Consider the following 23655-nt stretch of genomic DNA (forward strand, 5'->3'; position numbering starts at 1 on the left):
CCTGCAAAAAGAGGACTCAGGTGATGTTGATAGCGCGTTTATATAATGATGAAAATCAGGCAAGAGCCGCAGCAAAGGCTCTGGTAGAGGTTGGTTACAGCAGCGACGATGTCGCAGTGATGGAAGGCCCTAAGGCCAGCAATGAGTTCGCGGAAGCGGCGACAGCACCCGCAGCGGACGCTGGATCGGTAAGCCATGCGGTACGAGTAGGCAGCATGCTGGGCGATCACGCTGACTTTTACATGTCTCGATTGACCGAAGGACGAACGCTGGTTGTTACCACCCCGCCGTTCATTGCATCGCGTATGGTCGAGGTGATTTTGGACGAGCACGATCCTCTCCCCGATTCTCACGTGCCCGCACCACCGCCTTTTGTGCCGATCAGCGAGCAGGCAACGCCTCTCTCGAACATGCTCGGCTTACCCGTACTGGCTAACGGCACGCTGTCAGAAGCCTTCGGATTTAGCACGCAGCAAGATGGTCTGAGCCACTTCTCTCGTTGGTTTAAGCCCTTGGCATCAGATTTCACGTTCTCGTCGATGATTGGTTGGAAGATCAAGAGCAGCAGCGCAACACCACTCTCCTCCATGCTCAATCTGCCCCTGAAGAGCGATCGAGTGGCGGGTAAGAGCTCTTCTTTTGGCATGCCCCTGCTGTCCAAGAGCGGAACTCCCCTCTCATCAATGCTAGGTCTGAGAGTACTCTCGAAGCGAAATCATTATCTGTACAGCTAGTCAGTAGACAATGCAGGAAAGCGCCTGAAAGGGCGCAATAAACCCTGGCGGCCACAACGGCACCAGGGTTTTTTTATGCCAGATAAAACAACCACTTAGACCATATAAAGATCGCCTCAAAGTGCGCTACTGCTAAGCGCTGAAGGGGCTCCAGATATTCACGTATTGAACCTTCTCGCCACTGTCAATGTGTAAACTAAAGTTTACACATATACTTGACAAATAACCTTGACAACATATGAACGAGTTCCTAGTCTGATCTATACGGGAAAAGTTGCCTCAGTCGCAATGATCCCGCCATCACTGTGATAGGTAACGGAGTAGCTAAACGTGGAAAATGGAGAAAAGGTGTTCCCCACCGGTTTAACCATTAGGGAATCTGAAGAGGTACATAAGTACATAATTGATGGCACGCGCGTGTTCTTTGTAATTTCGCTCGTCGCGCACGCCCTCGTTTACACACTAACCCCCTGGTTGGGCTAAGGAGCTAGGCATGAATAACGGAAAACTCTGGACTGTGGTTAACCCCACTGTTGGAATCCCGGCGATGCTTGGCGGCGTGGCCTTAATTGCCTTCACTGTGCATTTTGCGGTGCTGGAAAACACAACCTGGTTCCCAGCCTTCTTCGGCGGCTAACGCCAACGAACAGGGTTTATGCGAACCGCACGGGGCGACAATTGTCGCCCCGACCTGTTTCTGGGTAGACTCAAATTGTGAATCGTCTCGATCGAAAGCTCATCGCCATGTGGTCCTCTTTGGGGACTCGAGCGCTGCCCTTTGCAGACGTAGCAACACCCGACCTGCCTCTCAGTAGGCTTCTTCGTCTTTCGCTCTTTCAAGTATCTGTCGGTATGGCGATGGTGCTGCTGGTTGGCACTCTGAATCGCGTCATGATTGTAGAGCTCAATGTGCCAGCATCGATCGTCGGCGTGATGCTAGCAATGCCCCTAGTTTTTGCGCCCCTACGCGCACTCATTGGTTTTCGCTCGGACAATCACCAAAGCGCCCTTGGCTGGCGCCGCGTCCCTTTCGTTTGGAAAGGCTCGCTGGCGCAATTTGGTGGTTTCTCGATTATGCCTTTCGCTCTTCTCGTACTGGCAGGAGAAGGGCTGTCCGGCAGTGTTTCGCCTTGGGTAGGGCAGATAACAGCAGCTGCCTCTTTTTTGCTGGTGGGGGCTGGTATTCACACAGTGCAGACCGCCGGGTTAGCGCTAGCCACGGACCTAACTCCCGAAGAGTCGCATCCGAAAGTTGTAGGACTGATGTACGTCATGCTGCTCCTTGGCATGATGGTCAGCGCATTAATTTTTGGCACTGTACTTATGGATTTCAGTCCCGGCCGCTTAGTTCGAGTGATTCAAACTGCCGCCCTACTCACTCTCGTCCTCAACATCACTGCGGTTTGGAAGCAGGAAGCCCGAAGACCAAACCGGGGCAACGTCGTCCCGGCCGCGGATCCCAGCTTCCGCGACGCCTGGCAGCAGTTCTGTAAAGGCGAGCATACGATTCGCAGATTGGCCATTGTTGGGATGGGCACCATGGCCTTTGGCATGGCAGATATACTGCTGGAGCCATTTGGGGGTCACGTACTCAACCTGTCTGTAAGCTCCACAACATTACTTACGGCGCTTTTTGCAGTAGGTGGACTGGCAGGCTTCGGCGCTGCGTCCAAGGCTATAAGCGACGGCATGGATCCCTATATCGCCACGCGCATCGGTGCCTTTATTGGGCTTCCCGCCTTTGCTTTGGTGATAGTTGCGGCTCCCCTTGTGAATCCGTGGCTATTTGTTGTCGGCAACTTTCTGGTTGGTTTTGGCGGCGCATTGTTTGGCCATGGGACACTTACATCCACCATGAACCGAGCCCCTCGGGAGCAAGCCGGCCTGGCTCTGGGCGCTTGGGGCGCAGTACAAGCTACGGCTGCCGGGATTGGCGTTGCCCTGAGCGGCATCATTCGCGATGCGGTAAACGCACTTGAGGCCGGTTCTTTAGCCGCAGGATCCAGTAGCGCAAGTGCCAGTGGCTACATGACTGTTTACGGGATTGAGATCGCGCTACTTGTCATCACTCTTCTCCTCATTGCCCCTCTCCTGCGAGAGCGTTCCTATGAGTTATCCCCCAGCACAACGGAGCACGCAGTTTAGATGGCGGTGCTGGATATCATTGAAGTACCTGACGAACGACTGCGGGAACATTCCGAGCGCGTAACTGCGTTTGACGATGCTCTCAAAGAGCAGGTGCGCAATTTGCTCGACACACTGAAACACACTAACGGCATTGGCCTCTCTGCACCTCAGGCCGGGATCCTAAAAAGAATAATTTTGGTACATGTACCTGACGATGAATTCGGCGAAAGGCTCTATATCAACCCTGAGATACTCTCCAAATCAAAATCCCGCTATGTCCAGGAGAGCTGCCTGTCGGTGCCCGGCATAGAAGGCAATGTGGTTCGCTGCATTCGATTGAAGCTTCGCGCTCAGGATGCCGATGGCGAGACTCAAGAGTTCGAAGTGGACGGGCTTCATGCGGTCTGTGTTCAGCACGAACTGGATCATCTCGATGGCGTACTGTTCACCGATCGGCTCTCCTGGTTCAAAAAGCTGCGCTTGAAGATGGCATCGGGATCTAATACGGGGCTTTCCCGCGCCGCCTAAGTAGAGCAGACTGAGCTTCGTTACATTCACGGCTACAATCCCATGAGCTCATCATCAGTAGCGGGAAAACCGCTTATTATCGAAGCGTCTCTCAATGGCGCTGCCAGCAAAGAACTCAACCCTGCAGTGCCTTATAGTGATGATGAAATCGTCGCAGATGCCGTGGCGTGCATGGAGGCGGGCGCCGCGCTGATTCACAACCATACCGACGAGCCAATCATCGGTGGTTCGGGTGAACTTGATACAGAACGCTATGCAAGACCATGGCGCAGGCTGCTCGAATTGCGACCTGACGCAATACTGACACCCACCATGCCTGTTGGTCAGGACGGTGTATCCGTCGAAACCCGCTACAAGCACGTTGAAGAGATGGCCACGGAGGGGTTGCTTGCCCAGGGCTTGGTGGACCCTGGAACCTTCAACCTTTCACTCTTAGACGAAGACGGCCTGTTTGCTCCCAGCGAATACCTATACCGCAATGACATGGCTGACTCCCGTTATTACGTGGAGGCCTGCCGCCGCCTCAATATTGGAATGAGCGTATCGATTTTCGAACCCAGCTTTCTAAAGTTCATCCTCGCCTATCACCGCGCGGGCAAACTCCCCCGCGGCAGCATGATCAAGCTGTACTTTGCTGCGGAGGAACTACCCTTTGGCATGCCGCCTACGGCGACTAGCCTTGAGGCCTATCTCGGCATGCTAGGCGACTGGGACGTTCCTTGGCTGGTTTCAAGCTTCGGCGCGGATTGCACAGGGTGTGGTCTGGCAGAGGCTGCGATCAAAAGAGGTGGTCATGTACAGGTGGGCTTAGAACCCTATGCAGGTAATCGTACGCCGAACAATGTCGAGCTGGTAAAAGAGGTTGTCGACATCGCAGCCAAATATGACCGGCCCATCGCTACGACCACGGAAGCTGCTGCAATGCTTGATCTTCCGACCTTTCCGGTAAAGTTCACCCAGCACTAACTTTTCTACGCAAGGGCCCGTACGAGCATCTTGCCGTAGGGGCTCAGAGCAATAAGTCCTGCCACACCATTAATTATGAAGAGAATCAGTGACGCCCGCAGCGATGCGAGATGCAGACGCCCCAAGCTTTTAAAATCCGCAATGAGTATTGCCAAACCAAAACCCGCGATACCGAGGGGTATGATCGGACCCATCTCTGTCTGCATAACAATCCGTGAAATCCGCGCCACACCAGGGGTAACAATCGACAGTGATGCAAACAAGACATAGCGTTTATGGTGGCTCCCTTCGCGTCGGAACACGACGGCTAATGCCAAAAGCACTACGAAACCCGCCACCGACGCAATATTGAAGCAAACCAGTGCTGCAGCGAAGTCCAGAAACGAAATCCCCGTTGCTTGCAGAGGATTAACGGCTGCCATATCGGATTCGAAGGTCGCGCCCATCGCCAGCTCTCGCTCTACCCAATTGAAGGTCGCCATAAGAGCGGCTATGGCGACTGCCACGCCGTAGGCAGCAAAAAATCGACCTAGGCGCCGATGTAGCACCACGTTGTCCTTGCGAATCAACAACGCCTGACCGCACACGATGGCAAACCAGCCGGTAAGTAAGGCACCGTGTAAATGCAGGTAAAATGGGAGGGGCTCGCTCTCGATCACTAGACGCAAGAAAAACGACGGCGCAAAACCAATGAGCACAACGGCCAAGAGCGCCATCGCGTAGCGTGAGAAGAAAGCGCTTCTCGTGTATTTCGGGAGGGTCATTTATCGGAGACTTTTGTGATCTAGCTTTCGCAACTAAGGGCCGAGTAATTTTAGTACAAGTCGCAGTAATACCCGGCACACGGAATAAGTACTCCGTGAGAGTCGATTCACCACAGCTAAGCGCGCGAACGCATCGCTAGACAGCAACATAAGCGCTAGAGTAGGAGAATGTGGAAATATACTGGTAAACGACGTCCTGACTTCGCCATCGCACCTGGACCCGACCAAGAGTCTGTATGGGACTATCCGCGCCCTCCTATTCTGGTGCCTAGCGATGAACTCGTTGAGGTCAGCAATGGTGCCGTCGCGATTGCCAAGACCCAAAACGCGCTTAGGGTTTTAGAGACCGCCAGCCCACCTACTTACTACCTACCCGAGACTGACATTGATTGGACACAGCTTCGGGAGATAGCTCATCACAGTTTTTGTGAGTGGAAAGGCCAGGCCAGTTACTTTGCGTTGATTGATGACCCCAAAGGATATCCAGTGGCCTGGCTTTACGCCGATCCATCGAAGACCTTTGCCGCGATCCATCGCCACGCATCCTTTTACCCATCGCGGATTCAGTGCGCAGTGAACGGTGAGCGCGTGCGACCTCAACCGGGAGAGTTCTACGGCGGCTGGATTACTGACCGCCTCACGGGACCCTTTAAAGGAGAGCCTGGCACGGGTCACTGGTAGCGGATACCAACAAAGCCAGCAGAGCCTTTCAGACAGCCCGGCGGAGATAGTGGACGCTAAAGAGAGCTTCGTCATCTTGCCAGGTTTCTGCGATTTCCAAACCCGCGGACTGCGCCAGGGCCGCGAAATCTTCAAGACTGTACTTGTAAGAACACTCGGTGTGTATTGTTTCCCCTGCGCGAAAGTGAAAGTACCCGCCAGCGTGCTCAATCTGCTGAGCATTGTCGCTTACAAGGTGCATTTCAATACGCCTCTGCCCTTCGTTATAAAACGCATGATGACTGAAGCTAGAATCATCAAAGCTGGCATCCAGCAACTCGTTCATTCGACGAAGAACGTTCAGATTAAATTCTGCGGTAATCCCTGCGCTATCGTTATAGGCGGCGTTCAGGCGCTCCGTGGACTTATGGGTATCAACGCCTATAAGCACACCTCCATCAGGGCCGACCATCTCTCTCAGCTCACGTAAAAATCGCTGCGCTAAGTCCGGCTCGAGGTTGCCAATTGTCGATCCGGGATAGAAAACCACTCGTGGAGACGCAGGGAGCTCCTCCAGAAAGCTCCAACCTCCGTTAAAGTCGGCACATACCGCAGCGATGTCCAGCCAGGGATACTCTTCGCCCAAAGCCTGCGCCGAGCGCTGTAAAAAGGCTGCAGAGATATCGATGGGGACATACCGCTCAGGTCGCATCGCATCTAGAAGAATCCGCACTTTCTCGCTAGAGCCACTGCCCGGTTCAATCAAGATGCACTCGGGACCGCACACACGGGCGATGGCTTCACGGTTCTGCTCGAGAATAAGAATTTCCGTGCGTGTGGGGTAATACTCAGGTAAGCGAGTGATCTCGTCGAAGAGCTCAGATCCTCGCTGATCGTAGAACCACTTCGGGTTGACACTCTTTTGCGGCAACCCAAGACCTTTCAGTATCTCTTCTCTTCCGTCGCCTAAATCTGGATGCTCATCCCGAAAACTAACGCGACTTACATTGCCCAAGGACTCATTCATAATATTGATGCTTTCCTGTCTCGATCACTATTTCGAAATTTATCTGGCAAGGCGAATGCCACTGAATTGCCAGCGATCCTGGGGATAGAAGAAATTGCGATACGTCGGGCGAGCTTGGCTGGGTGGCGTGACGCAGGAGCCCCCGCGCAGTACCCATTGGTTGCTCATGAACTTACCGTTGTATTCGCCGATAGCTCCGGCGGACGGTGCGAATCCCGGGTAGGGACTGTAGGCACTCTGAGTCCACTGCCAACACGCGCCGTAAAGTTGCTGTAGGTCTTCCCCTGCGGCAGCCTCGGGGTGACAAAGAGCAGCTCGCGCACTGTCTCCAGACTCCGCTGGATCATGGTCGTGCTCATAGCCCATCGCGGCAACATGCTCCCACTCTGCTTCTGTGGGCAGGCGTACTCCGGCCCAGCGCGCATAAGCATCCGCCTCGTAACCGCTCACATGCGCTACCGGTGTTGCCGCCGCTCGTTGCTGTAAACCCATCAAGGTGAACTCCAGCTGTTGGCCGCCTCTATCTACCCAGTGGAGAGGCCCGATCCATTGCTCTTGCTGAACCATTGCCCAGCCATCCGCTAACCACAGCTCCGGTCGTTCGTATCCGCCATCGTCGACGAAAGCTTGATACTCCCCGTTGGTGATCAGACGATTGGCCAACTCAAAGGCCTCGAGATAGGTACGATGCCGCGGTAATTCGTTGTCAAAACTAAAGTCACTGCCCTCATAGCCAATTTCTATGAGCCCACCACCGCAAGCTGTCCAAGAAAGGGGAGCGGTGACAGCTTGCGTGCTTACGTCTCCCGCAATGTACCGGGGATACAGTGGATTAACGCCCAGGGAAAACTTAATGTCGGTAAAAAACAGTTCCTGATGCTGACGTTCATGCTCGATACCCAACACGGTTCTGGCGATAAGCTCCTGGGCTTCCTCACTGCCCTCACGATCATTCACTGTCGCTAGCAATGACAACATCGCATGATCAACATGCTCTCGATAAGCAAAAACATCCTGCAGTGATGGTCGTGACAGTAGGCCCCTCTTTCCTCGCGGATGTTGGTTGCCAATGCCATTGTAGTAAGAGTTGAATAACACCTCGTAAAGAGGCTCCAACGGTTGATAATCAGATACAAATGGCTTGAGGAGAAAGGTCTCGAAGAACCATGTCGTGTGTGCAAGATGCCATTTTGGAGGACTGGCAAACTCCGCTGCCTGCAAGCCGTAGTCCTCAAGCTCAAGAGGTTGGCAGATCGCCAAAAAGCGCTGCCTTGTGGCAAGAAATCGGTCCCTTATGGTTTCAGCTGACACGGCTTTCCTCCCTGGATTCGGCAACTACCCGACCCCCGACCCAGGTGAGGTCTTCGCGGATACGGCTGTAAAGTTCGCCGCCGAACGGGGAACACTGCAGCGCACGAAGGTTCTCGTTCAAGTCCCGATTCATCCAATAGGTAGCGAGTACGCGCATAGCTGAGCCCGTTGCCGTGTCCTCGGGAACACCGTGCTGCGGCGCAAAGTAGCGCATCTGAATATCAAAGGACGACGAGGTATCTCGCGATGTCACAATAAGTGCGCGGCCTGTTCGGCGATGTAGCGCATAGCGAGGTATGGGCAAGCTCTCCAGATCAAAACCTTCTGGCCATTCGAGGACTAGATATCCGTCATCGGCCCCCGCTTCCGCGGCACGCCACGGCGGCACAGGAAAAAACTCTCCAATCCAGTGCGGTACACGACAAGCTGCACAGCTTATCGATGGAAGACCTATCCAATACTTATCTTCGTCGGCATGAAAGGCCGCTCGCAGACCGTTCATCTCAAGCTGGCTCAAGCTGCTCCCCTGACTTAACCACGCAGCGCCGCTACACAACAAGCCGTGGCCACAGAGCTGAATCTCATGACCCGAAGGGGACCAACAACGCACTGCACAGACGTCATCATTCACACGCCAACTAAGACACTGGGTGTGAGAACCAGGCTCCGGTGAGCTTTCTGGAGGACCCTCGAGGAGACTTACCTGACAAGGGTTTCCTCGAACAGCGTTCTTGCGACGGCCCTCGCTACCAGCGAAAGCATAAAGAGTCAGGCTTGCGAGTCGTGATTCGATAAACGTTTATTCTTTTTGGCGCCGGTTACTGCCCGGCTGATTGCCCGCCAAAGTTACGCAGGCCCTTATGCAAAAATCCTAACAGCTTTTCACGCGCAGAGCATGACGCTCTAACTGCGGCGAAGGTGTGCCGGCACAAAACCACGCTCTATCAGTCCGAAAATCACCTCGGTTGCGATAGCAAGACAGGCTGCGGGTATCGCACCCTCGAGAATAAGCCTGTTGTTATTCAGGGTCAGTCCCGTAATGATCGGCTCACCCAAGCCGCCTGCACCAACGAAGGCTGCAAGGGTCGCGGTACCGATACTGATGATCGCGGCGGTCTTTATCCCCGCAATAATCATGGGTACGGCTAAAGGCAGTTCTATGCGCAAAATTTGTTGAGCAGGTGTTAGTCCCAAACTACGAGCGACTTCTTTAAGCAGTGGATCGACTCCCCCAAGCCCCGCAAGGGTATTCCGCACAATAGGCAGCAAGGAGTACAAAAAGAGCGCGAAGATCGCCGTGGTCTGCCCCAGACCCAGCAAAGGAATCAGGAGGGCCAAAAGTGCCAGAGCCGGAATCGTTTGGAGCAAGCTCGCCAAGTACTGCAACCCTCCCGCGATACCCGGTGATCGTGAAACCAGAAGCGCCAGGGGTATTGCCACCAAACAACCAAGAGCCACTGCCGTCGCCGTCAACTTAAGGTGTACCGCGGTATTGTGCGCAATACGGCTTTCACTGTTTGATGGTCTGCGACCGGCTTGGATCAGAGCCTTTTCCACAAGAAAATCAAAGGCGACTACTTTTGGTGACAGTCCATCCGTCGCTACCCGACGATTGAGAGCACGCATAGTCGTCTCGTCTATAACCCCTTCCAGGTCTGCCAGCAGCTCTCGCGCGCGGCTCGGCAAACCCTTTCTGGTTAAGAAGCCAGCATCATAAGCGGGAAAAACCCCAAGATCGTCGTTGAGGAGCCGCAGACCGTAGAGGTCAAGATCTCCATCGGTCGTATAAGCATCGGCAACATCTAATTGCCCGGCGTCCAGCGCTCGATAGGCCAAAGCATGCTCAATGCCCTTCGCTTGCTGTGGCAAGGCGTAACGACGCTGGAGTTCTGGCCAGCCATCCCCGCGGTTCAGAAACTCGAGGGAAAGCCCCACGGCGAGATCGGGGTGCATCGCAAGATCCGAGATACTGGCAATTGCGAGGCGCGCCGCGAGAGCTTCGCTTATGGCGAGCGCGTAGCTATTGTTAAAACCGAGGGGCACCAGAAACTCCAGACCGTCGCCATCAAGTGCCTCGCCAAGCCTCGCTATGTCCATAGATAAATCATCGAACACCGCACCGGTAAGCGTGCCGGTGTACTCGGGATAAACATCCAGTTCGCCCTGCACCAGGGCTTCATAGGTAATCAGTGTGCCTCCGAGGCCAATTTTTCGCTCGACAGGCACCCCGTTGGCTTCCAGATAATGCGCCGCCACCTCGGCCAAGATGTGGCTTTCACTGAAAGTTTTAGAGCCCACAACCACTGGTGGCTGCGCTAACGCAGGATTCGCGCAAACTGCGAGCCACAGAAAAATCATCAGGAGAGGACCCTTCACGGGGTCACCATAAGTGACTGTAGTAAGACCTCGGGTTCCAAGTCTGGCTGCCGCTTCTGCAACTCGGCAGTCGCCTCATTAAGCCGTATTTTCCCGTCGGCCATAACAACGATTTGCTGAGCCAGAAGCATCGCCTCTCGCATATCGTGGGTGACCAGTAGAACGGTGACTGGCTCCGCCGCAAGAAGCTCTTGAAGCTGTCGATGTATATCAAAACGCGTAATGGGGTCTATTGCCGCAAAAGGCTCATCGAGGAGCAAAATCCGGGGACGAAGCATCATTGCCCGGGACAGACCCACGCGTTGTTGCTGACCTCCGCTGAGTTCATGGGGATAACGCTCCAGGAGCTCCTCGTCCAAATGCATGAGCGTCCGTAGCTCCGCGATTCGAACCGCTATGTCCTGGGTTGACCAGCCGGACGCCTGAGCGCCAATGGCAATGTTGTTTGCCGCAGTCATATGCGGGAATAGCCCCGTGCCCTGCACCGCGTAGCCCATGCGCCGACGGGTTTCGCCAAGGTCCTGGTAATTAAGAGGCTCCCCAAAGGCATGCACTACGCCAGCGTCGGGCTGCAAAAGCCCATTGCAGAGTTTAAGTACTGTGGACTTTCCACAACCGCTGGCCCCTACAAGGGCAGTAACGCGACCCTCAGAAAAACCCAGGCTGAAATCGTCGAGTACGACCTTTCCGGCAAAGTGCTTAAAAACACCAGATAGCTCTAAGGGATGCACAAGATCTGCCTAAGTGCCGCAGGGCAACAATGTCCGGATCTAGAAAAAGTCGAAACGGATACCAACGCCAACCATCTGTGAATCGATCCGGTTGTGGAACTGGAGGTACTCGGCGTAGATATCAACGGTATCAAAGAAGTCCACTGCAAATCCCGCTCCGATAAAGGACTCCGTGTCGTCGTCCGTTCGCGGAATATCAGCAAAGCGCGACTCCACTTCTACCGCAGCAAAGCCTGCCTTGCCGTAGATTTCAAAGAACGGACCGACGGGCACATAGGCGACCCCTGCAATCGTCAGGGCGCTAGCATCGAACGAATACGGTATCTCGTTGACATTGCCAGACCAGGATCCCAAGTCGTAGTAACCAGCCTCTACGGACAACATAAGGACGTTGCTGTCCAAAAACTGATAGCCAATGAAGCCTGCCGGAGTGATGTCATCTTCACCGCCCACCGTAAGTTCAGCATCGGTAAAGTACGCGCCGGCGCCAATGTAAAGAGAGTCCGCACGGGCCGTGGTTGCGGCCAAACTCAAAACAAGAGCGGCCAGTGAAGCACACCCATGGACAAACGTGACTTTTGATCGGTTTAACAAGAGACTTACCTCCATGGTTACGTATGCGCAGTATAGGCGAAGCCACGATGCTCAAGATAAAAATGGCTTGCGAGAAATGTCACAAAGAAATGCACTGTCAGCTTTAAGCGGAGAACAGCGTTAATGAAGGCTTCAGACTTATTCGTTCAATGTCTTGAATCAGAAAATATCGAGTACGTGTTCGGCGTACCCGGAGAGGAAAACGCGGACTTCATGATGAGCCTTGAGAACTCCTCGTCTATTCGCTTTGTACTGTGCCGCCATGAACAGGGCGCCGCCTTCATGGCCGAGGTGTATGGCAGATTGACCGGCACACCGGCTGCCTGCCTGAGCACGCTAGGTCCTGGAGCCACTAATCTGATTACCGGTGTCGCCGATGCCAACATGGATCGCGCGCCCATGCTGGTGCTAACCGGTCAGGGGAGTACCACGCGTCTGCATAAAGAATCACACCAGATTATGGACGTCGTAAAGATGTTCGAACCCGTCACAAAATGGGCCGAGACAGTCATTCATGAAGATACGATCCCCGAGATCATCCGCAAAGCGGTCCGGGTTGCCCGCACGGAAAAACCCGGCGCAGTACTTATTGAACTCCCCGAAGATGTTGCGAAGCGGGAAACTTCCGCAACTCCAATTACACCCGTTAGATACCGACGGCCCGTCGCTGCTGCGGCGGCAGTCGATGAATTTGCTGCGCGAATTCGCGGAGCCAGGCAGCCGGTGATTCTTGCGGGGAACGGCTGCGTGCGAAAACGCGCATCAGAGCAACTGCGAGAGCTCGTAGAAATCACTGGCATCGGCGTGCTCAATACCTTTATGGGAAAAGGCGCTGTGGATCCGGATATGCCCGAATGTCTGTATACGATCGGCTTGGGCAGCAAGGACATAGGCACCTGCGCCATCGATGCAGCAGATTTGGTAATCGCCATCGGATTCGACATGGTCGAGTACCACCCGCACTTGTGGAACCCCGAAGGCGACAAGCCCGTGGTGAGCATCGACTTTTTGCCCGCCGAAATCGACGAGCACTTTAACCCCGAGAACGAACTAGTTGGTGATATTGCTGACAATATCGCAGCCTTGGTAAGCATCTTTCGAGACAAGCCAACACAGGGCTTTGACACCGCGCAACAAGCGGCAACGCGCAGGGATATGCAGGCAGATCTCAAGGAACATGCTGCGGATGACGCTGCGGGTCCCATCAAGCCACAAAAAGTACTTTTTGAGGTGGAAAAACTCTACGGCGACACAGGTCTACTTCTGTCAGACGTAGGGGCTCACAAGATGTGGATCGCCCGTCATTATCATTGCCGGACACCTAATGGCTGTCTCATACCCAACGGTTTCTGTTCAATGGGATTTGCTTTACCCGGCGCCATTGGTGCATCGCTAGTAGACCCCGAACGCAGCATCATCAGTATTTGCGGCGATGCCGGCTTTCTCATGAATCTGCAGGAAATGGAAACGGCACGGCGACTCAACAGCAACATCACGGTCATGGTGTGGGAAGACCACGCTTACGGATTGATCGCATGGAAACAGTCTCAAGAATTTGGACGCCATACAGACTTGTCTTTTGGTAATCCAAACTGGAGTCATCTCGCATCCGCGTTCGACTGGCATTTTCAGCAAGTGGAGGCTGGAGCTGATCTCCCCGAGGCCCTGAAAGCCGCCAAAGATCATATCGGACCCAGCCTGGTGCTTGTACCTATCGACTATCGTGAGAACCAAAAGCTAACAGAACGCTTAGGAGAGCTGACCTGCTCTATTTAGTCGGCGCAATAGCATTCAGCTAATTAATATCCCAGCCCAGTACATCCCGCGCAACAGACCATCGCGGCGTGCTGGGTGTCGCACCGCCTCCGCCGATCCAGTGTTCGAACAGTGCGTCTACCGTGCCGTCGCGGCGTTTTAACTTCACCCATTCGTTGATGTAACGCGCCCAAGGGTCGTCTGAGACAGGAACTATGTACCCCCCCGTTAACCGTGCCAATACGGGTTGCGGCACCACAACAGAGTAGTTGGGATAGAGGAGTGTCCACGCCGCACCGCCCTCTGCGGAGTAGAGAACGGTATCCAGCTCTGGAGCATCGCCACGAAGGAAAGCCCTGGGGCTGTTTACAAATCTAATAGACGCGTTGGGCAATAGCTCGCCAATCTGGCGCTGGAATGCTGGGTCGCGCTGCACAACGCCAATCGTCAGGTCTGTGCGGTCGCGCAACAGCGTGCTATCCGAGAAAGCCTTGCGCTCGTGATCAGGAACCAGCAGGCCCAGCGTGAGATCGATAGGCTCCCCCGCAAAACGATACAGTCGCAACCTGTCGGCGGTGCGTCCCAAGCCAGACATGACAATGTCGATTTGTCCCGTGGCTATCAGAGTACTAATGTCTGGCTCCCTCACACGAACAAGCTCGAGGCTCACATCGAGATCCCGGGCGAGTGCGTTTGCCATTTCCATATCGAAGCCGGTTTCTATGCCCTGCTCATTCCGAAAAGCCCAAGGTAGTGAGTCAGGAACGTATCCCACGCGCACTGTGCCCCTTTCGGCAATCCTTGCCAGACGTGGCGGTGCATCCCCAGGGGCTGCGCTCGGCAATTCGTCGCTATAGCTGCGCGCTATGACAGGCCGCGCCATCCATTCGATCTGCAAGAGCTGTTGATCACCGTCGTAACTTCCCACCACCGTCGCCTGCAACCAAACCCGCGTAAGCATCAATGCAGAGCCTACGGCCACCACGGAGAAAGCCAATGCGATAGTTAGTTTCCGAAAATCAGGTCGGAAAACGCCCCGCCGGATAGCCATGACTACCGTGCTCAACGCAATCAAATGCATAGCACCCAGAACCACACGAATGCGATCGGTATAAACCGTAGAGACAACAAACAGCTCCATGACGTCTGCCGGAAGCTGCAACATATCCAAGAGAAAGGGAATGCCTACGATGGGCGCGACAAAGCTGGAAAAGAAAGATGAAGCCTCCAGAGACAGGGTGTCGGCGAAATCCAAGGGCCTACCCAGATACCAGCCTGCGAATGCAACGAAGGACAGGATCAGATAAGTACCGAGGTTGGGAAACGGGTAAGCAAGGGGCATCAAAATGCCCGTGCCGTGCTCGACCTCGTCATCTAATAAATCATGACGACGAAACAGTTCCTGCACGTTCTCAATAAGCTGCGGCATGAGCACAATAATTTTTGCCGCTGCAAAAATCGTAATCAGGGAATCCCGAGGAACCATTAACAACTCCCGCGCGGAAAAGGGCGTTACAGCACTAACCAATAAAGGAAGTACCACAAAGGTCACCGCTGCTACGAGCAAGGTATAGCTGATCAGGAAACCCTGGAGTCGACCCAGTTCATCAAGAGACATGGTCCCCGCAGTCCCCGCCGCGATCGCAAATACGCCCAAAGGCGTTAGCTTGATCACGAGTTTATTCACTCGATTCAAGGCGTCCGTCAAAGTATCCAAACCGGTTAGCAAGCCCCCTGCGTGTGGAGCTCCGCTAAGACCAATACCTAACAGAATGCTAAACAGAACAACCGCAGGCACCAGATTGTCCGCCATCGCTGAAAACGGATTGGAGGGCACGTAGAGCGCTACAAAGTCGATCACCTCTGGGGCTTCAATTAGCGTGCGACTAAAAAAGCTTGCGGCGTCCGCAGGCGGAAACGCCAACGGGCTGAGCATGAGAATGGCCCCTCCGCCCAGGAGAAACACCAGAAACACCGCGCAGAGGCTCGTAAGAAGGCCACGGCTCTCGCTCCAGCTGATACGCCCAAGATTCGCTATAAGCGAGAGCATAATGTATGGCAAAACAGTCATTTGCAGAAGACCGATATAGACATCACCCATGACGGATAAGCCGCCAACGCTTTCGCCAAAGAAGAGCCCAAGCGCTACACCTGCGAGCAAACCAAGAAGAATTTTCCGGGTGAATGTCATCCTGAGATTGTAACCCCTAGAGCAGCTTCTCTTGGCGTCCATTGTCATGGGACAAAAAGGTGCATCTGATGCCGCCTCGTACTACTCTTGAAGGTACGTATGAGATCAAAAGGCAGAAGTATGTTGCGCAAACTATCGTTGAAACTTTTAGCCAGTACCACGCTAAGCATGAGTTTTGCGCTCGCGATACCTGCAAAGGCTGATCAGCTGATAGTGGATGTCGTCGGTATAGAGCGACTGGGCGGAGCCATGATGGTCGCGGTATTCAACTCCGCTGAGGGCTGGGAGGACAGTCAGGGCCCTATTGCTACCGCTAAGGACAGTGTCTCCGGACCCAAAGTTCGCCTTATATTTCCAGAACTTCCAAACGGCACCTATGCGGTCAAGCTATACCACGACGAAAACGCGAACGGCGTACTGGACACCAATATGTTGGGAATACCTAGTGAGGGCTATGGCTTTAGCAACTATAAGCGGACGATCGGGGAGCCCGACTTCGAAGAATCTCTCTTTACCGTAGACGGTGAAACCACCATAGAGATAAAGCTGAACTAGCTAATTCGTAGCTAGCCGTTCTTAAGCTAACCGTTCTTAAGCTAACCATAGTTGTCTTCCACCCAGCGCCTGTTAGCAATACTCGCACTATCATCGTAGGCGTCTGTCATGTCCCGCGGTGGCAAATCAGCAGCTCTGCGCTCTTCTTTTACATAGGGAACCTGCGACAAGAAGTGACGAATCACGTTTAAACGTGCGCGCCGCTTGTCATCAGACTTAACAATATTCCACGGCGCAAAATCCGTATCGGTAGCTCTTAACATATCATCACGAGCCCGGGAGTACTCAAACCAACGCTCTCTGGCCGGTATATCCATGGGAGACAGCTTCCACTGTTTTACCGGATCGTCGATACGATCCTGAAACCGCTTTTCCTGCTTCTCTTCGCTGACCTCGAGCCAGTACTTAAGAAAGATCACACCACTATCAACAATCATGCTCCGTTCGAAATTCGGGCACTCCTGCAGAAAACGCTGCGACTCCTGCTCGGTACAGAAGCCCATAACTCGCTCCACACCGGCACGGTTGTACCAACTGCGATCGAAGACCACGATTTCACCCGCGGCGGGAAAGTGACTGATGTACCGCTGCAAATAAATCTGACTCTTTTCTCGATCCGAAGGTTTCGGTAAGGCCACAACGCGAAACACCCGCGGGCTGACCCGCTCGGTCAAAGCACGAATACAACCGCCTTTGCCCGCGGCGTCCCGTCCCTCAAAAACCACGATTACACGCTGGGCGGTATCCTTAACCCACTCTTGGAGTGCGACCAGCTCTGCCTGCAATTCACGCAATTCCTGCTCGTAGTGCTTACGTTTCATTAACTGCTCCTGCTGGTTCTTTGATACCGACTACTCTACCGCCAAGGCATCGCCAAAGGTTTTCTTCAATCGAAAATTAATCACCCGTAGCGCTGGAGCCTTGCTAACACCCTGTCGCTCCGCCAAAGCAAGAAGGTCATTAAACGACAAATGGGTTACTCCCTCTTGATCCTGCCAAATCAAAAACTTCTGACAAAACCCATCAAGCCCCAGAGTGAGCGCAGACGCCATGGCTTTGCCCCCTGGGCCTGGACCGCCAAACAAGATCATGTGTGAAGGGAGTATCGAGACTCCGACTTCTGCTGCGTTCGCCCGAAAATCCACAACTCCAAAATGCACTGTGTCTCCCTGAGCATTGATGGCTTCGTTTACTCGCTCAATGGTTTCTTCAAAATCAAAAGGGCTATCTATCGTAACAATGCCGTCCGGCTGCATTACATCACTAGCAAACTGCGTGAGAACTTGTGAAGAGACGCCTGCTACAGCAGTAGCAAAACTCTGCTCGTAGCGCTTGCGAAGGGCTAGGGTGTCTTCTGGATTCAGCCCGTATCGCGAAAGCAAGTAGTCAAAAGAATTGTAGATAAGCGATGGAGAACCGTCATCACTGTCTTCAAACGTTAAAGCTCTCAGAGGTAAATCCAGAGCCGTAAGAGGGTTCTCTTGTATCAAACTTGTCTCTAGCTCTGGGTTAGAAAAAATAACAACCCGAGCGGGAGGCATGGGCGACTCCGCCTCATGTGCTAAACGAGAATGGTCTATGTCAGCGATTTCACGCAAATCATCCGCCGCAGCCAGATTCTCCTTAATCTGACCCACGACGCTATCAATGGCCGCGTAGCGAGAAGTATCTATTGGACGCTCACCACCGCAGGCGATCAAGATCGCCGAGGTGATGATTGCGATCAAACCTGCTCTAGCATTTATCAAAAAGCCGCACATACCTACTCCAATACTAATGCGTACAGCGCCTTGTTACGCCATCATGCTGAATTCCGTTACTGAGCGAATCCGTTGTCACTAATCGCATTTTAGTGCGCGACCGCGATGCCTGTGATGTAAACTGCAATCAAGGAATGATGCGGGTGTAGTTTAATGGTAGAACCTCAGCTTCCCAAGCTGATGACGTGGGTTCGATTCCCATCACCCGCTCCAATATCAGGGCTCTGAAGAAGCCTCAATTGCGACACCTGGATCACAGTTCTCCTGAACAAAAGAAAGCTGCTGTTCGCCATTCATCAATGAGATAACTGCTGTGAGGGAGTCTTCGACTCTCTCGTAAGCAATACGTTGAGGATAGTCGTGGGAGGGGTTCTCGAAAACAACCCGCCGTTCGCCGGTCTCGCTCAGTACAAACACCGCTGAACTCTGTCCAGAGGGATGCGCTGTGTAGGTCAGTGTTCCGCCTACTTCGCGAATATAAAGCAGTTCGTAAAACCCTATCTCAGAATTTTCTACCGATGCGCTAAACCCCAGCAAGGATCTATCAGGATTTTTGACCCAAACCTCCTTACTGTAGTTCTCGTAGGACTCCCAGCAACCGACGAGCCAATCCAAGTCGACTGCCTGAGCATGCCCGAGAGACGGGAGCATCGCCGCGCATGCCAAGGCGTGTTTTAGCGTAATACGCAGAGCAGTACTCTGAACACTACGCTTAGAAACGGCGACGGTTGTTCGTAACGATACAAACAACTAGGGCGTGTACCAAATCGGCGATGTGTAACCCCGTTCCTGGTGCACTAGCTCCACATGATCGGGGATCTTCGCGCCAAGGCGGACCTTGTCATAAAGGACCCAGCGAGGCGTGGGAATCTCGATGACACGCACGTAATAAAAAGCACTTTCCTGAGCATCAAAATCCGGGTCTTCCCAGACCGCAATCAACTCAGATGCGCCAATGGTGTTAGTCCAGTTAGCTGCTTCCAGATCGACAGTGTTCCCAACGGGTGGCAGCTTGCCATTGGCATCCGGGACTCTATCGTCCGACCAAACCACATCGTAGACTTTTTCCTTCAGGTTTCCACGCTTATCCATCCAGCCTTTTACGATCTGTATTCGATCGAGATTGGCCCCAATGGGATCGCGCAAAGCGTAGACCATAAAGCTTGGCGACTTGCCGCTGGGCGCTGCGCGAAGATCGCCACCCATAGGCACTCCTTTTTCATAACCGACAAAGGCAGGCTGTCGGCTCCGTACATCATCCGCATCGAAATCCCAGCCGCCAAAAAAGCGCACGGCCATCCGCGTGCCCGTCGTTGCGTAGGTTTCCTTTCGCTCCATGGCATCAAACAATGCCGCACGGGTGTTTTCTGTCGCCCATACGCCTTGATAACCAGACGCCAGCAACATGTCGCCTTCGATTGCACCCAAAGCCGACTTCACAAAAGGATGCTCAACGCGCGTAGCGGAAGGCTCCACGCTGACAGACTTTCCGAAGAAATTGTCTTCTTCAGCCGTGGTTAAAGAGGTGTGCGCATCGGTGGCGCCAATCAAGCCGAATTTGTAAGGGTTGGTACCGAACTTCTTCTCAAGCGCTAATCCCTGCTTAAGCGCCTCACGGGCATACTCACCCGGCAACATTTCAGGCTTCTTTAACTCTGAAATATCTAGGTTACCCACGTCCCACGTGCCGTAGTCCGCAAACTCATCATCCGGCGACAAACTTGGGTGAGTTTCACCATCGCCTTTGATTTGCGTGACCTCATAGAGCGGCTCCCACTTGGCACGCAGGTTTACATATTCCTTGTTGACCCGACCGCCGGCATAGGTTTTGTCGACGGGAAACATCCATCCATTAGACAGGTTTCCGTTGTGGGAAATTGCCAAAGCGCGCCCCCCCGTCTTGCTCTCGTAATTCTCTAACCACTTATACAGGTCCAGCGGGTCCGTACTTCCCACGGGGGGCATCGTGGTCATCGGAACAACCTGGCCGGCACGATTACCGTTATCACGCAGGATGACGTTGCGGTGCAAGTTGAAACCTTTCGGGACCGAAGTCCACTCAAAGCCAATAAACGCAGTGAATCGTCCCGGCTCGTTATAGCTATCCGCCTTCTCGATTATCTCGTCCCACAGGCTGTTGTACACATCTGCACCGGGGCTGTACTGCTCTAACAGCTCCGCGGGAATAGTGCCCTGAGAGAAATTTCCAATGAGGTCAAACGCAGCTTCGCCAGCGGCCTGACCGCCTTTGGCAAAGCCTTCAGCCCATGCCTTGCCCTTGGGGATCGCCAAAATGTTGGGCGCGCCACGCTGAATATCGGTAGCGATACCCATAAGGTCCGAATGATCAGTGATGACAAGAAAATCCAAAGGTCGGCTGAGCTTTACTTCCTGCCCTGTCGATGAAGTGACCTGCTCGCCACGGGCCAGGCGATAAGCTGTGTCGTGACCGGTAGTGTTGCCAAACAAACCCGCGTCCAAAGACAAACCGGTGTGTAGATGTGTCTCGCCCCAGAAGACTTGACTGGGAAACGCTCTATCAGCCCAGGGAGAGTAGCTCTTACCGGGGTAAAGGCCGTTTAGATCCTCTGTCCGTAAAGCACCACCATCGTGTTGCGCCTGCGCGCCTGACCCTAGCAATAGCGTCGCCATAGTAAACAATGTGACTTTTAGCTTTCTCATCAGACCATCTAAGTACTTATTATTAGAATTTTATAATTAAGTATGCGCCTAGACTTCATGAGCATGCAAGAATGCTTCACATCTGTCCTTCAATGGGCAAGTGCGCGAAGAACCAATCTTCTAGCCTCTGCATATAAGAGGCAGCAGGTTGCTCTGAGAGTGTCGTTCCTTCGGCCACCCAAACCACCTTGCTTGACTCATTGATCTGCAGGCTCCAGGCATTGGCCTGACTGAGATCTGACTCCACACCTTCTCGAATCTTCGCGTTGAGCTCCGGGCTTTTCACGAGCAAGCCCACCTCAGTATTAATCCGCATTGATCTGGGGTCCAAATTAGGGCTGCCCACAAACACATGATCACGATCAATCACCAACACCTTGGCATGCAGAGCCAAGGCCTTGCCATCAGTTGGAGAGAGCATGTAACGGTCGCGATCTTTTGCGTCGATGCGTACCTCATGAAGCTCTGCGCCGTCTGCCATTAGTTCATCAATGTGATTTCGGTAAGCACTGTGAGCAGTGATGTGATTATTAGAACGGATCGAGTTTGTGAGAATTCGAACGCGGACGCCTCGCTGTACGGCCTGTTCAACCAACTCTTCCAATCGCGGTGACGGGATCAAGTAGGCGGATATGACAATCACCTCTTCCTCAGCACTTTCGAAAGTTTCAAGAAGCCGCTGCGCTAGCTGCACCGGCGCACTCTCCAGCGCGTTGATATCTGCAGGAGGCGGTATATCCACCAGTAGCTCAGCCTCCCCGGAGATCGCAGCCTCGACGGCAAGCCGCCACTTGGCCCGCAAGGCGGATTGATCGTATTCACCGCGAGCTAAGATTTCCCGATCCTTAACAGCGACAGCTTCCGTCAGGCGCTCATAGTTCGGAAGAACATGGGAAACGGTGGCGATGGGAACCGACCAGATATCGTTCCAGTAAGTATCAAATACCTCACTAAGACGAGGAACAACGCTGCCTCCCACGAGAAGCTCCATGTCACGGAAGTTTGCTTCTTCGTTAAAACCAAAGTACTCGTCGGCAAGATTTCGCCCTCCGATAATGGCTACCCTGTTGTCCACTAGCATGACTTTGTTATGCATGCGGTGATTCAAACGCTCAAAGTCTCCAAGATTCATGAGTTCGCGAGTAGCAAAGCCGTCGTGTCTTCTCTGGTACGGGTTGTAAACGCGATAAGAGATATTCGGATGCTCTGCCAACGCCAGGAGTAAGTCGTCTTCTCCAAGTAAGAAGGAATCGTCCACCAGCAAGCGCACTCTTACACCACGCTCCGCCGCGGCAAGTAAGCGGTTCAGAATCGCTGACCCCACGGTATCCAAGGACCAAAGAAAGGTCTGTAGATCAAGGCTACGACTTGCCGAGTCGATCGCGTTCAATCTCCAATCAAGAGCTGTAGCCCCATCGTTTAACAGGATGTTCCAGTCGTCGCTGCGCAGCTCCTCAAGCTCAGTCCAGAGCGGTGTAACCGCTGGCGCGCTGGCAAACTCATCGCTAGTCTTCTCGGGTGGCAAAGTCGAACAAGCGTGGAGAGCAAACGCAGTCGTAATTACGGCGACCAAGCGTCCAAAATTCGTCATGGGTCGATACACCTTAGGGCACATACCAAATCGGCGAGCTCCAAGCCCGCTCTTGAACAGTCGCAGGCACGTCATCAAGAAGCGGCTGCTTAAAACGCACGGCGTCGTAGGTGGTCCATCGCGGCGTTGGAATCTCGAGGGTCCGAGTGTAGTAAAGCGCTGGCTGTCTCGGATCAAAGTCCGGGTCAGACCATGTGGTCATCAACTCTGTCGCACCAATGGAGTTCCGATAGGTGGCAGTGGCAACATCCACGGTGTTACCCACCGCAATCGTGCACCGTCCGCTATCGTTAATTGTTCGTCCATCGGACACCGCTGCATCATAAATTCGCTCATGGGTTTTTCCATCGCTATCAACCCAACCTTTGATGATCTGCACGCGATCCAGATTCGCACCTTCAGGGTCTTTCATTGCGTGAATATAAAACCTAGGTGACTCAGAGAGGGCCGTGAGCGTCGACCCCATGGGCAGGCCATCACTATAGCCAAGCTCTAGCATTTCCCGGGGGTTATCCACGGCCTCTGGCAAATTGGCTCCCGCGAAGAATCGGGGCTTCAATCGCGGCCCGGAAGTAACAAAGGTCTCACGCGCTCTGAGCGCATCAAAAATTGCGCCTCGGGTATTCTCGGGCGCATAGACGCCGGTAATGGACCCGGGGCTTGAATCTCTCACAGCTATCCATCCAGGGATATCATCCACGCGGCGGCGCTCTATAGAACCATCCGCAGCGCCGTGGCTGCCCACATAGGTGCTCTCTACTACATCACCGGGAGTACCGTTGTGGCTATCAGTGCCCCCAACAAAACCCAACTTGTAAGGGTTCGCGTTGAGACTCTGCTCGTAGCCCAAACCATCTATCACCGCCGCACGGACAAAGTTCTTCTTCGCAAAAGTGCGTTTACTGTGTGTCTCTACGCTATCTCCGTTTTCAAAATCAGCGAACTCGTCAGCGGGCCAAAACTTGCGATGTACTTCAGAGTTGCCCTTGATCTGCATCATCTCGATAAGTGGTTCAAAATGGCTGCGTAAGCGAGCGTACTCGGCATCCATCGGGTTCCCTGAGTTGTCTACGGGCTCAAACATAAAGCCCTTACTGGCGTTGGAGTTGTGCGGAATCGCCAAAAGTGTCGAGCCTAACTCTTCCTGAGCGCCCATCCACTTCCAGAGATCCTCCTCATCGGGGGAGTCTATGGATGAAAAAGGTAAAGCCGGTACGTGATCATCGCGAAAAATAACGTTGCGGTGCATATTTCCGCCCTTGGGGGCGGAAGACCATTCATAGCCGATCAGCGTGGTGAACGT

The 23655-nt window shown here is 53.6% G+C and carries 23 protein-coding genes and 1 tRNA gene; 10 read left to right on the forward strand and 14 right to left on the reverse strand.

The annotated features are described in order from the left end of the window. The first annotated feature begins 23 nt into the window (after positions 1–23). From AB8B76_RS12260 to AB8B76_RS12285, 6 genes are all read left to right on the forward strand, one after another. The gene (locus AB8B76_RS12260; protein ID WP_405272851.1) at positions 24–734 is read left to right on the forward strand and encodes a hypothetical protein; all 711 of its coding nucleotides are present in this window, start codon (positions 24–26) and stop codon (positions 732–734) included. Between the two features lie 348 nt (positions 735–1082). Then, complete coding sequence (gene pufB / locus AB8B76_RS12265) at positions 1083–1217, forward strand: light-harvesting antenna LH1, beta subunit (RefSeq protein ID WP_405272886.1); 135 nt, start codon at positions 1083–1085, stop codon at positions 1215–1217. 10 nt (positions 1218–1227) lie between these two features. Then, on the forward strand, positions 1228–1371 hold the full coding sequence (locus AB8B76_RS12270; RefSeq protein ID WP_271562737.1) for a light-harvesting protein: 144 nt from the start codon (positions 1228–1230) through the stop codon (positions 1369–1371). 77 nt (positions 1372–1448) lie between these two features. Next, on the forward strand, positions 1449–2879 hold the full coding sequence (locus tag AB8B76_RS12275; RefSeq protein ID WP_405272853.1) for a PucC family protein: 1431 nt from the start codon (positions 1449–1451) through the stop codon (positions 2877–2879). Next, positions 2880–3389, forward strand: a complete 510-nt coding sequence (def, locus tag AB8B76_RS12280) for a peptide deformylase (protein ID WP_405272854.1) — start codon at positions 2880–2882, stop codon at positions 3387–3389. Between the two features lie 42 nt (positions 3390–3431). Further along, a complete protein-coding gene (locus AB8B76_RS12285; protein WP_405272856.1) occupies positions 3432–4355 on the forward strand; it encodes a 3-keto-5-aminohexanoate cleavage protein in 924 nt (307 codons plus the stop codon). A 5-nt stretch (positions 4356–4360) separates the two neighbouring features. Here AB8B76_RS12285 and AB8B76_RS12290 read toward each other — a convergent pair whose 3' ends face one another. Next, positions 4361–5119: a hypothetical protein gene (locus tag AB8B76_RS12290; protein ID WP_405272857.1), complete on the reverse strand. Its 759-nt coding sequence runs from the start codon at positions 5117–5119 to the stop codon at positions 4361–4363. 168 nt (positions 5120–5287) lie between these two features. Here AB8B76_RS12290 and AB8B76_RS12295 point away from each other — a divergent pair, with 168 nt between their 5' ends. Beyond that, positions 5288–5800 carry a DUF427 domain-containing protein gene (locus AB8B76_RS12295; RefSeq protein ID WP_405272858.1) on the forward strand — a complete coding sequence of 171 codons (513 nt, stop codon included), beginning with the start codon at positions 5288–5290 and terminating at the stop codon, positions 5798–5800. Between the two features lie 28 nt (positions 5801–5828). On the opposite strand, the gene egtD is transcribed toward AB8B76_RS12295, so the two are convergent. From egtD to AB8B76_RS12325, 6 genes are all read right to left on the reverse strand, one after another. Next, positions 5829–6806: an L-histidine N(alpha)-methyltransferase gene (gene egtD / locus AB8B76_RS12300; RefSeq protein ID WP_405272860.1), complete on the reverse strand. Its 978-nt coding sequence runs from the start codon at positions 6804–6806 to the stop codon at positions 5829–5831. A 39-nt stretch (positions 6807–6845) separates the two neighbouring features. Next, positions 6846–8117, reverse strand: a complete 1272-nt coding sequence (gene egtB, locus AB8B76_RS12305; RefSeq protein WP_405272861.1) for an ergothioneine biosynthesis protein EgtB — start codon at positions 8115–8117, stop codon at positions 6846–6848. After that, a complete protein-coding gene (locus AB8B76_RS12310) occupies positions 8107–8634 on the reverse strand; it encodes a PhzF family phenazine biosynthesis protein (RefSeq protein ID WP_405272863.1) in 528 nt (175 codons plus the stop codon). Before AB8B76_RS12310 ends, egtB begins: the two co-directional genes overlap by 11 nt. A 386-nt stretch (positions 8635–9020) precedes the next feature. Further along, positions 9021–10493: a glycine betaine ABC transporter substrate-binding protein gene (locus AB8B76_RS12315; protein ID WP_405272865.1), complete on the reverse strand. Its 1473-nt coding sequence runs from the start codon at positions 10491–10493 to the stop codon at positions 9021–9023. Beyond that, the gene (locus AB8B76_RS12320; protein ID WP_405272867.1) at positions 10490–11224 is read right to left on the reverse strand and encodes an ATP-binding cassette domain-containing protein; all 735 of its coding nucleotides are present in this window, start codon (positions 11222–11224) and stop codon (positions 10490–10492) included. The genes AB8B76_RS12315 and AB8B76_RS12320 overlap by 4 nt, the downstream gene beginning before the upstream one ends. Before the next feature lie 39 nt (positions 11225–11263). After that, a complete protein-coding gene (locus AB8B76_RS12325; RefSeq protein WP_405272869.1) occupies positions 11264–11833 on the reverse strand; it encodes an outer membrane beta-barrel protein in 570 nt (189 codons plus the stop codon). A gap of 108 nt (positions 11834–11941) precedes the next feature. Between AB8B76_RS12325 and AB8B76_RS12330 the strand changes: the two genes are divergently transcribed. Beyond that, a complete protein-coding gene (locus AB8B76_RS12330) occupies positions 11942–13594 on the forward strand; it encodes an acetolactate synthase large subunit (protein WP_405272871.1) in 1653 nt (550 codons plus the stop codon). 19 nt (positions 13595–13613) lie between these two features. Here AB8B76_RS12330 and AB8B76_RS12335 read toward each other — a convergent pair whose 3' ends face one another. Next, positions 13614–15764, reverse strand: a complete 2151-nt coding sequence (locus AB8B76_RS12335) for a cation:dicarboxylate symporter family transporter (protein WP_405272873.1) — start codon at positions 15762–15764, stop codon at positions 13614–13616. Between the two features lie 168 nt (positions 15765–15932). On the opposite strand from AB8B76_RS12335, the gene AB8B76_RS12340 reads away from it, so the two are divergent. Further along, a complete protein-coding gene (locus AB8B76_RS12340) occupies positions 15933–16319 on the forward strand; it encodes a DUF2141 domain-containing protein (protein ID WP_405272875.1) in 387 nt (128 codons plus the stop codon). A 41-nt stretch (positions 16320–16360) separates the two neighbouring features. Here the strand turns inward: AB8B76_RS12340 and ppk2 are convergent, their stop codons facing one another. Together ppk2 and AB8B76_RS12350 are read right to left on the reverse strand one after the other, a co-directional pair. Beyond that, positions 16361–17140 (reverse strand): polyphosphate kinase 2, encoded by a 780-nt coding sequence (ppk2, locus tag AB8B76_RS12345; protein WP_405272876.1) that lies wholly within the window; start codon positions 17138–17140, stop codon positions 16361–16363. Between the two features lie 30 nt (positions 17141–17170). Then, on the reverse strand, positions 17171–18046 hold the full coding sequence (locus AB8B76_RS12350) for a DUF302 domain-containing protein (protein ID WP_405272877.1): 876 nt from the start codon (positions 18044–18046) through the stop codon (positions 17171–17173). A gap of 172 nt (positions 18047–18218) precedes the next feature. Here AB8B76_RS12350 and AB8B76_RS12355 point away from each other — a divergent pair. After that, positions 18219–18292 (forward strand) — tRNA-Gly (locus AB8B76_RS12355). A gap of 3 nt (positions 18293–18295) precedes the next feature. Here the strand turns inward: AB8B76_RS12355 and AB8B76_RS12360 are convergent. The 4 genes from AB8B76_RS12360 to AB8B76_RS12375 form a co-directional block, all read right to left on the reverse strand. Then, on the reverse strand, positions 18296–18730 hold the full coding sequence (locus tag AB8B76_RS12360) for a DUF6265 family protein (protein ID WP_405272879.1): 435 nt from the start codon (positions 18728–18730) through the stop codon (positions 18296–18298). A gap of 99 nt (positions 18731–18829) precedes the next feature. Further along, on the reverse strand, positions 18830–20761 hold the full coding sequence (locus AB8B76_RS12365; protein ID WP_405272881.1) for a DUF3604 domain-containing protein: 1932 nt from the start codon (positions 20759–20761) through the stop codon (positions 18830–18832). A 76-nt stretch (positions 20762–20837) separates the two neighbouring features. After that, positions 20838–22352, reverse strand: coding sequence for a phospholipase D family protein (locus AB8B76_RS12370; protein ID WP_405272883.1), 1515 nt, complete (start codon positions 22350–22352; stop codon positions 20838–20840). 13 nt (positions 22353–22365) lie between these two features. Beyond that, a partial coding sequence (locus AB8B76_RS12375; protein ID WP_405272884.1) for a DUF3604 domain-containing protein occupies positions 22366–23655 on the reverse strand: 1290 nt, incomplete at its 5' end.

This window comes from Congregibacter sp. (genome assembly GCF_045107095.1).
Taxonomy (GTDB): Bacteria; Pseudomonadota; Gammaproteobacteria; order Pseudomonadales; family Halieaceae; genus Congregibacter.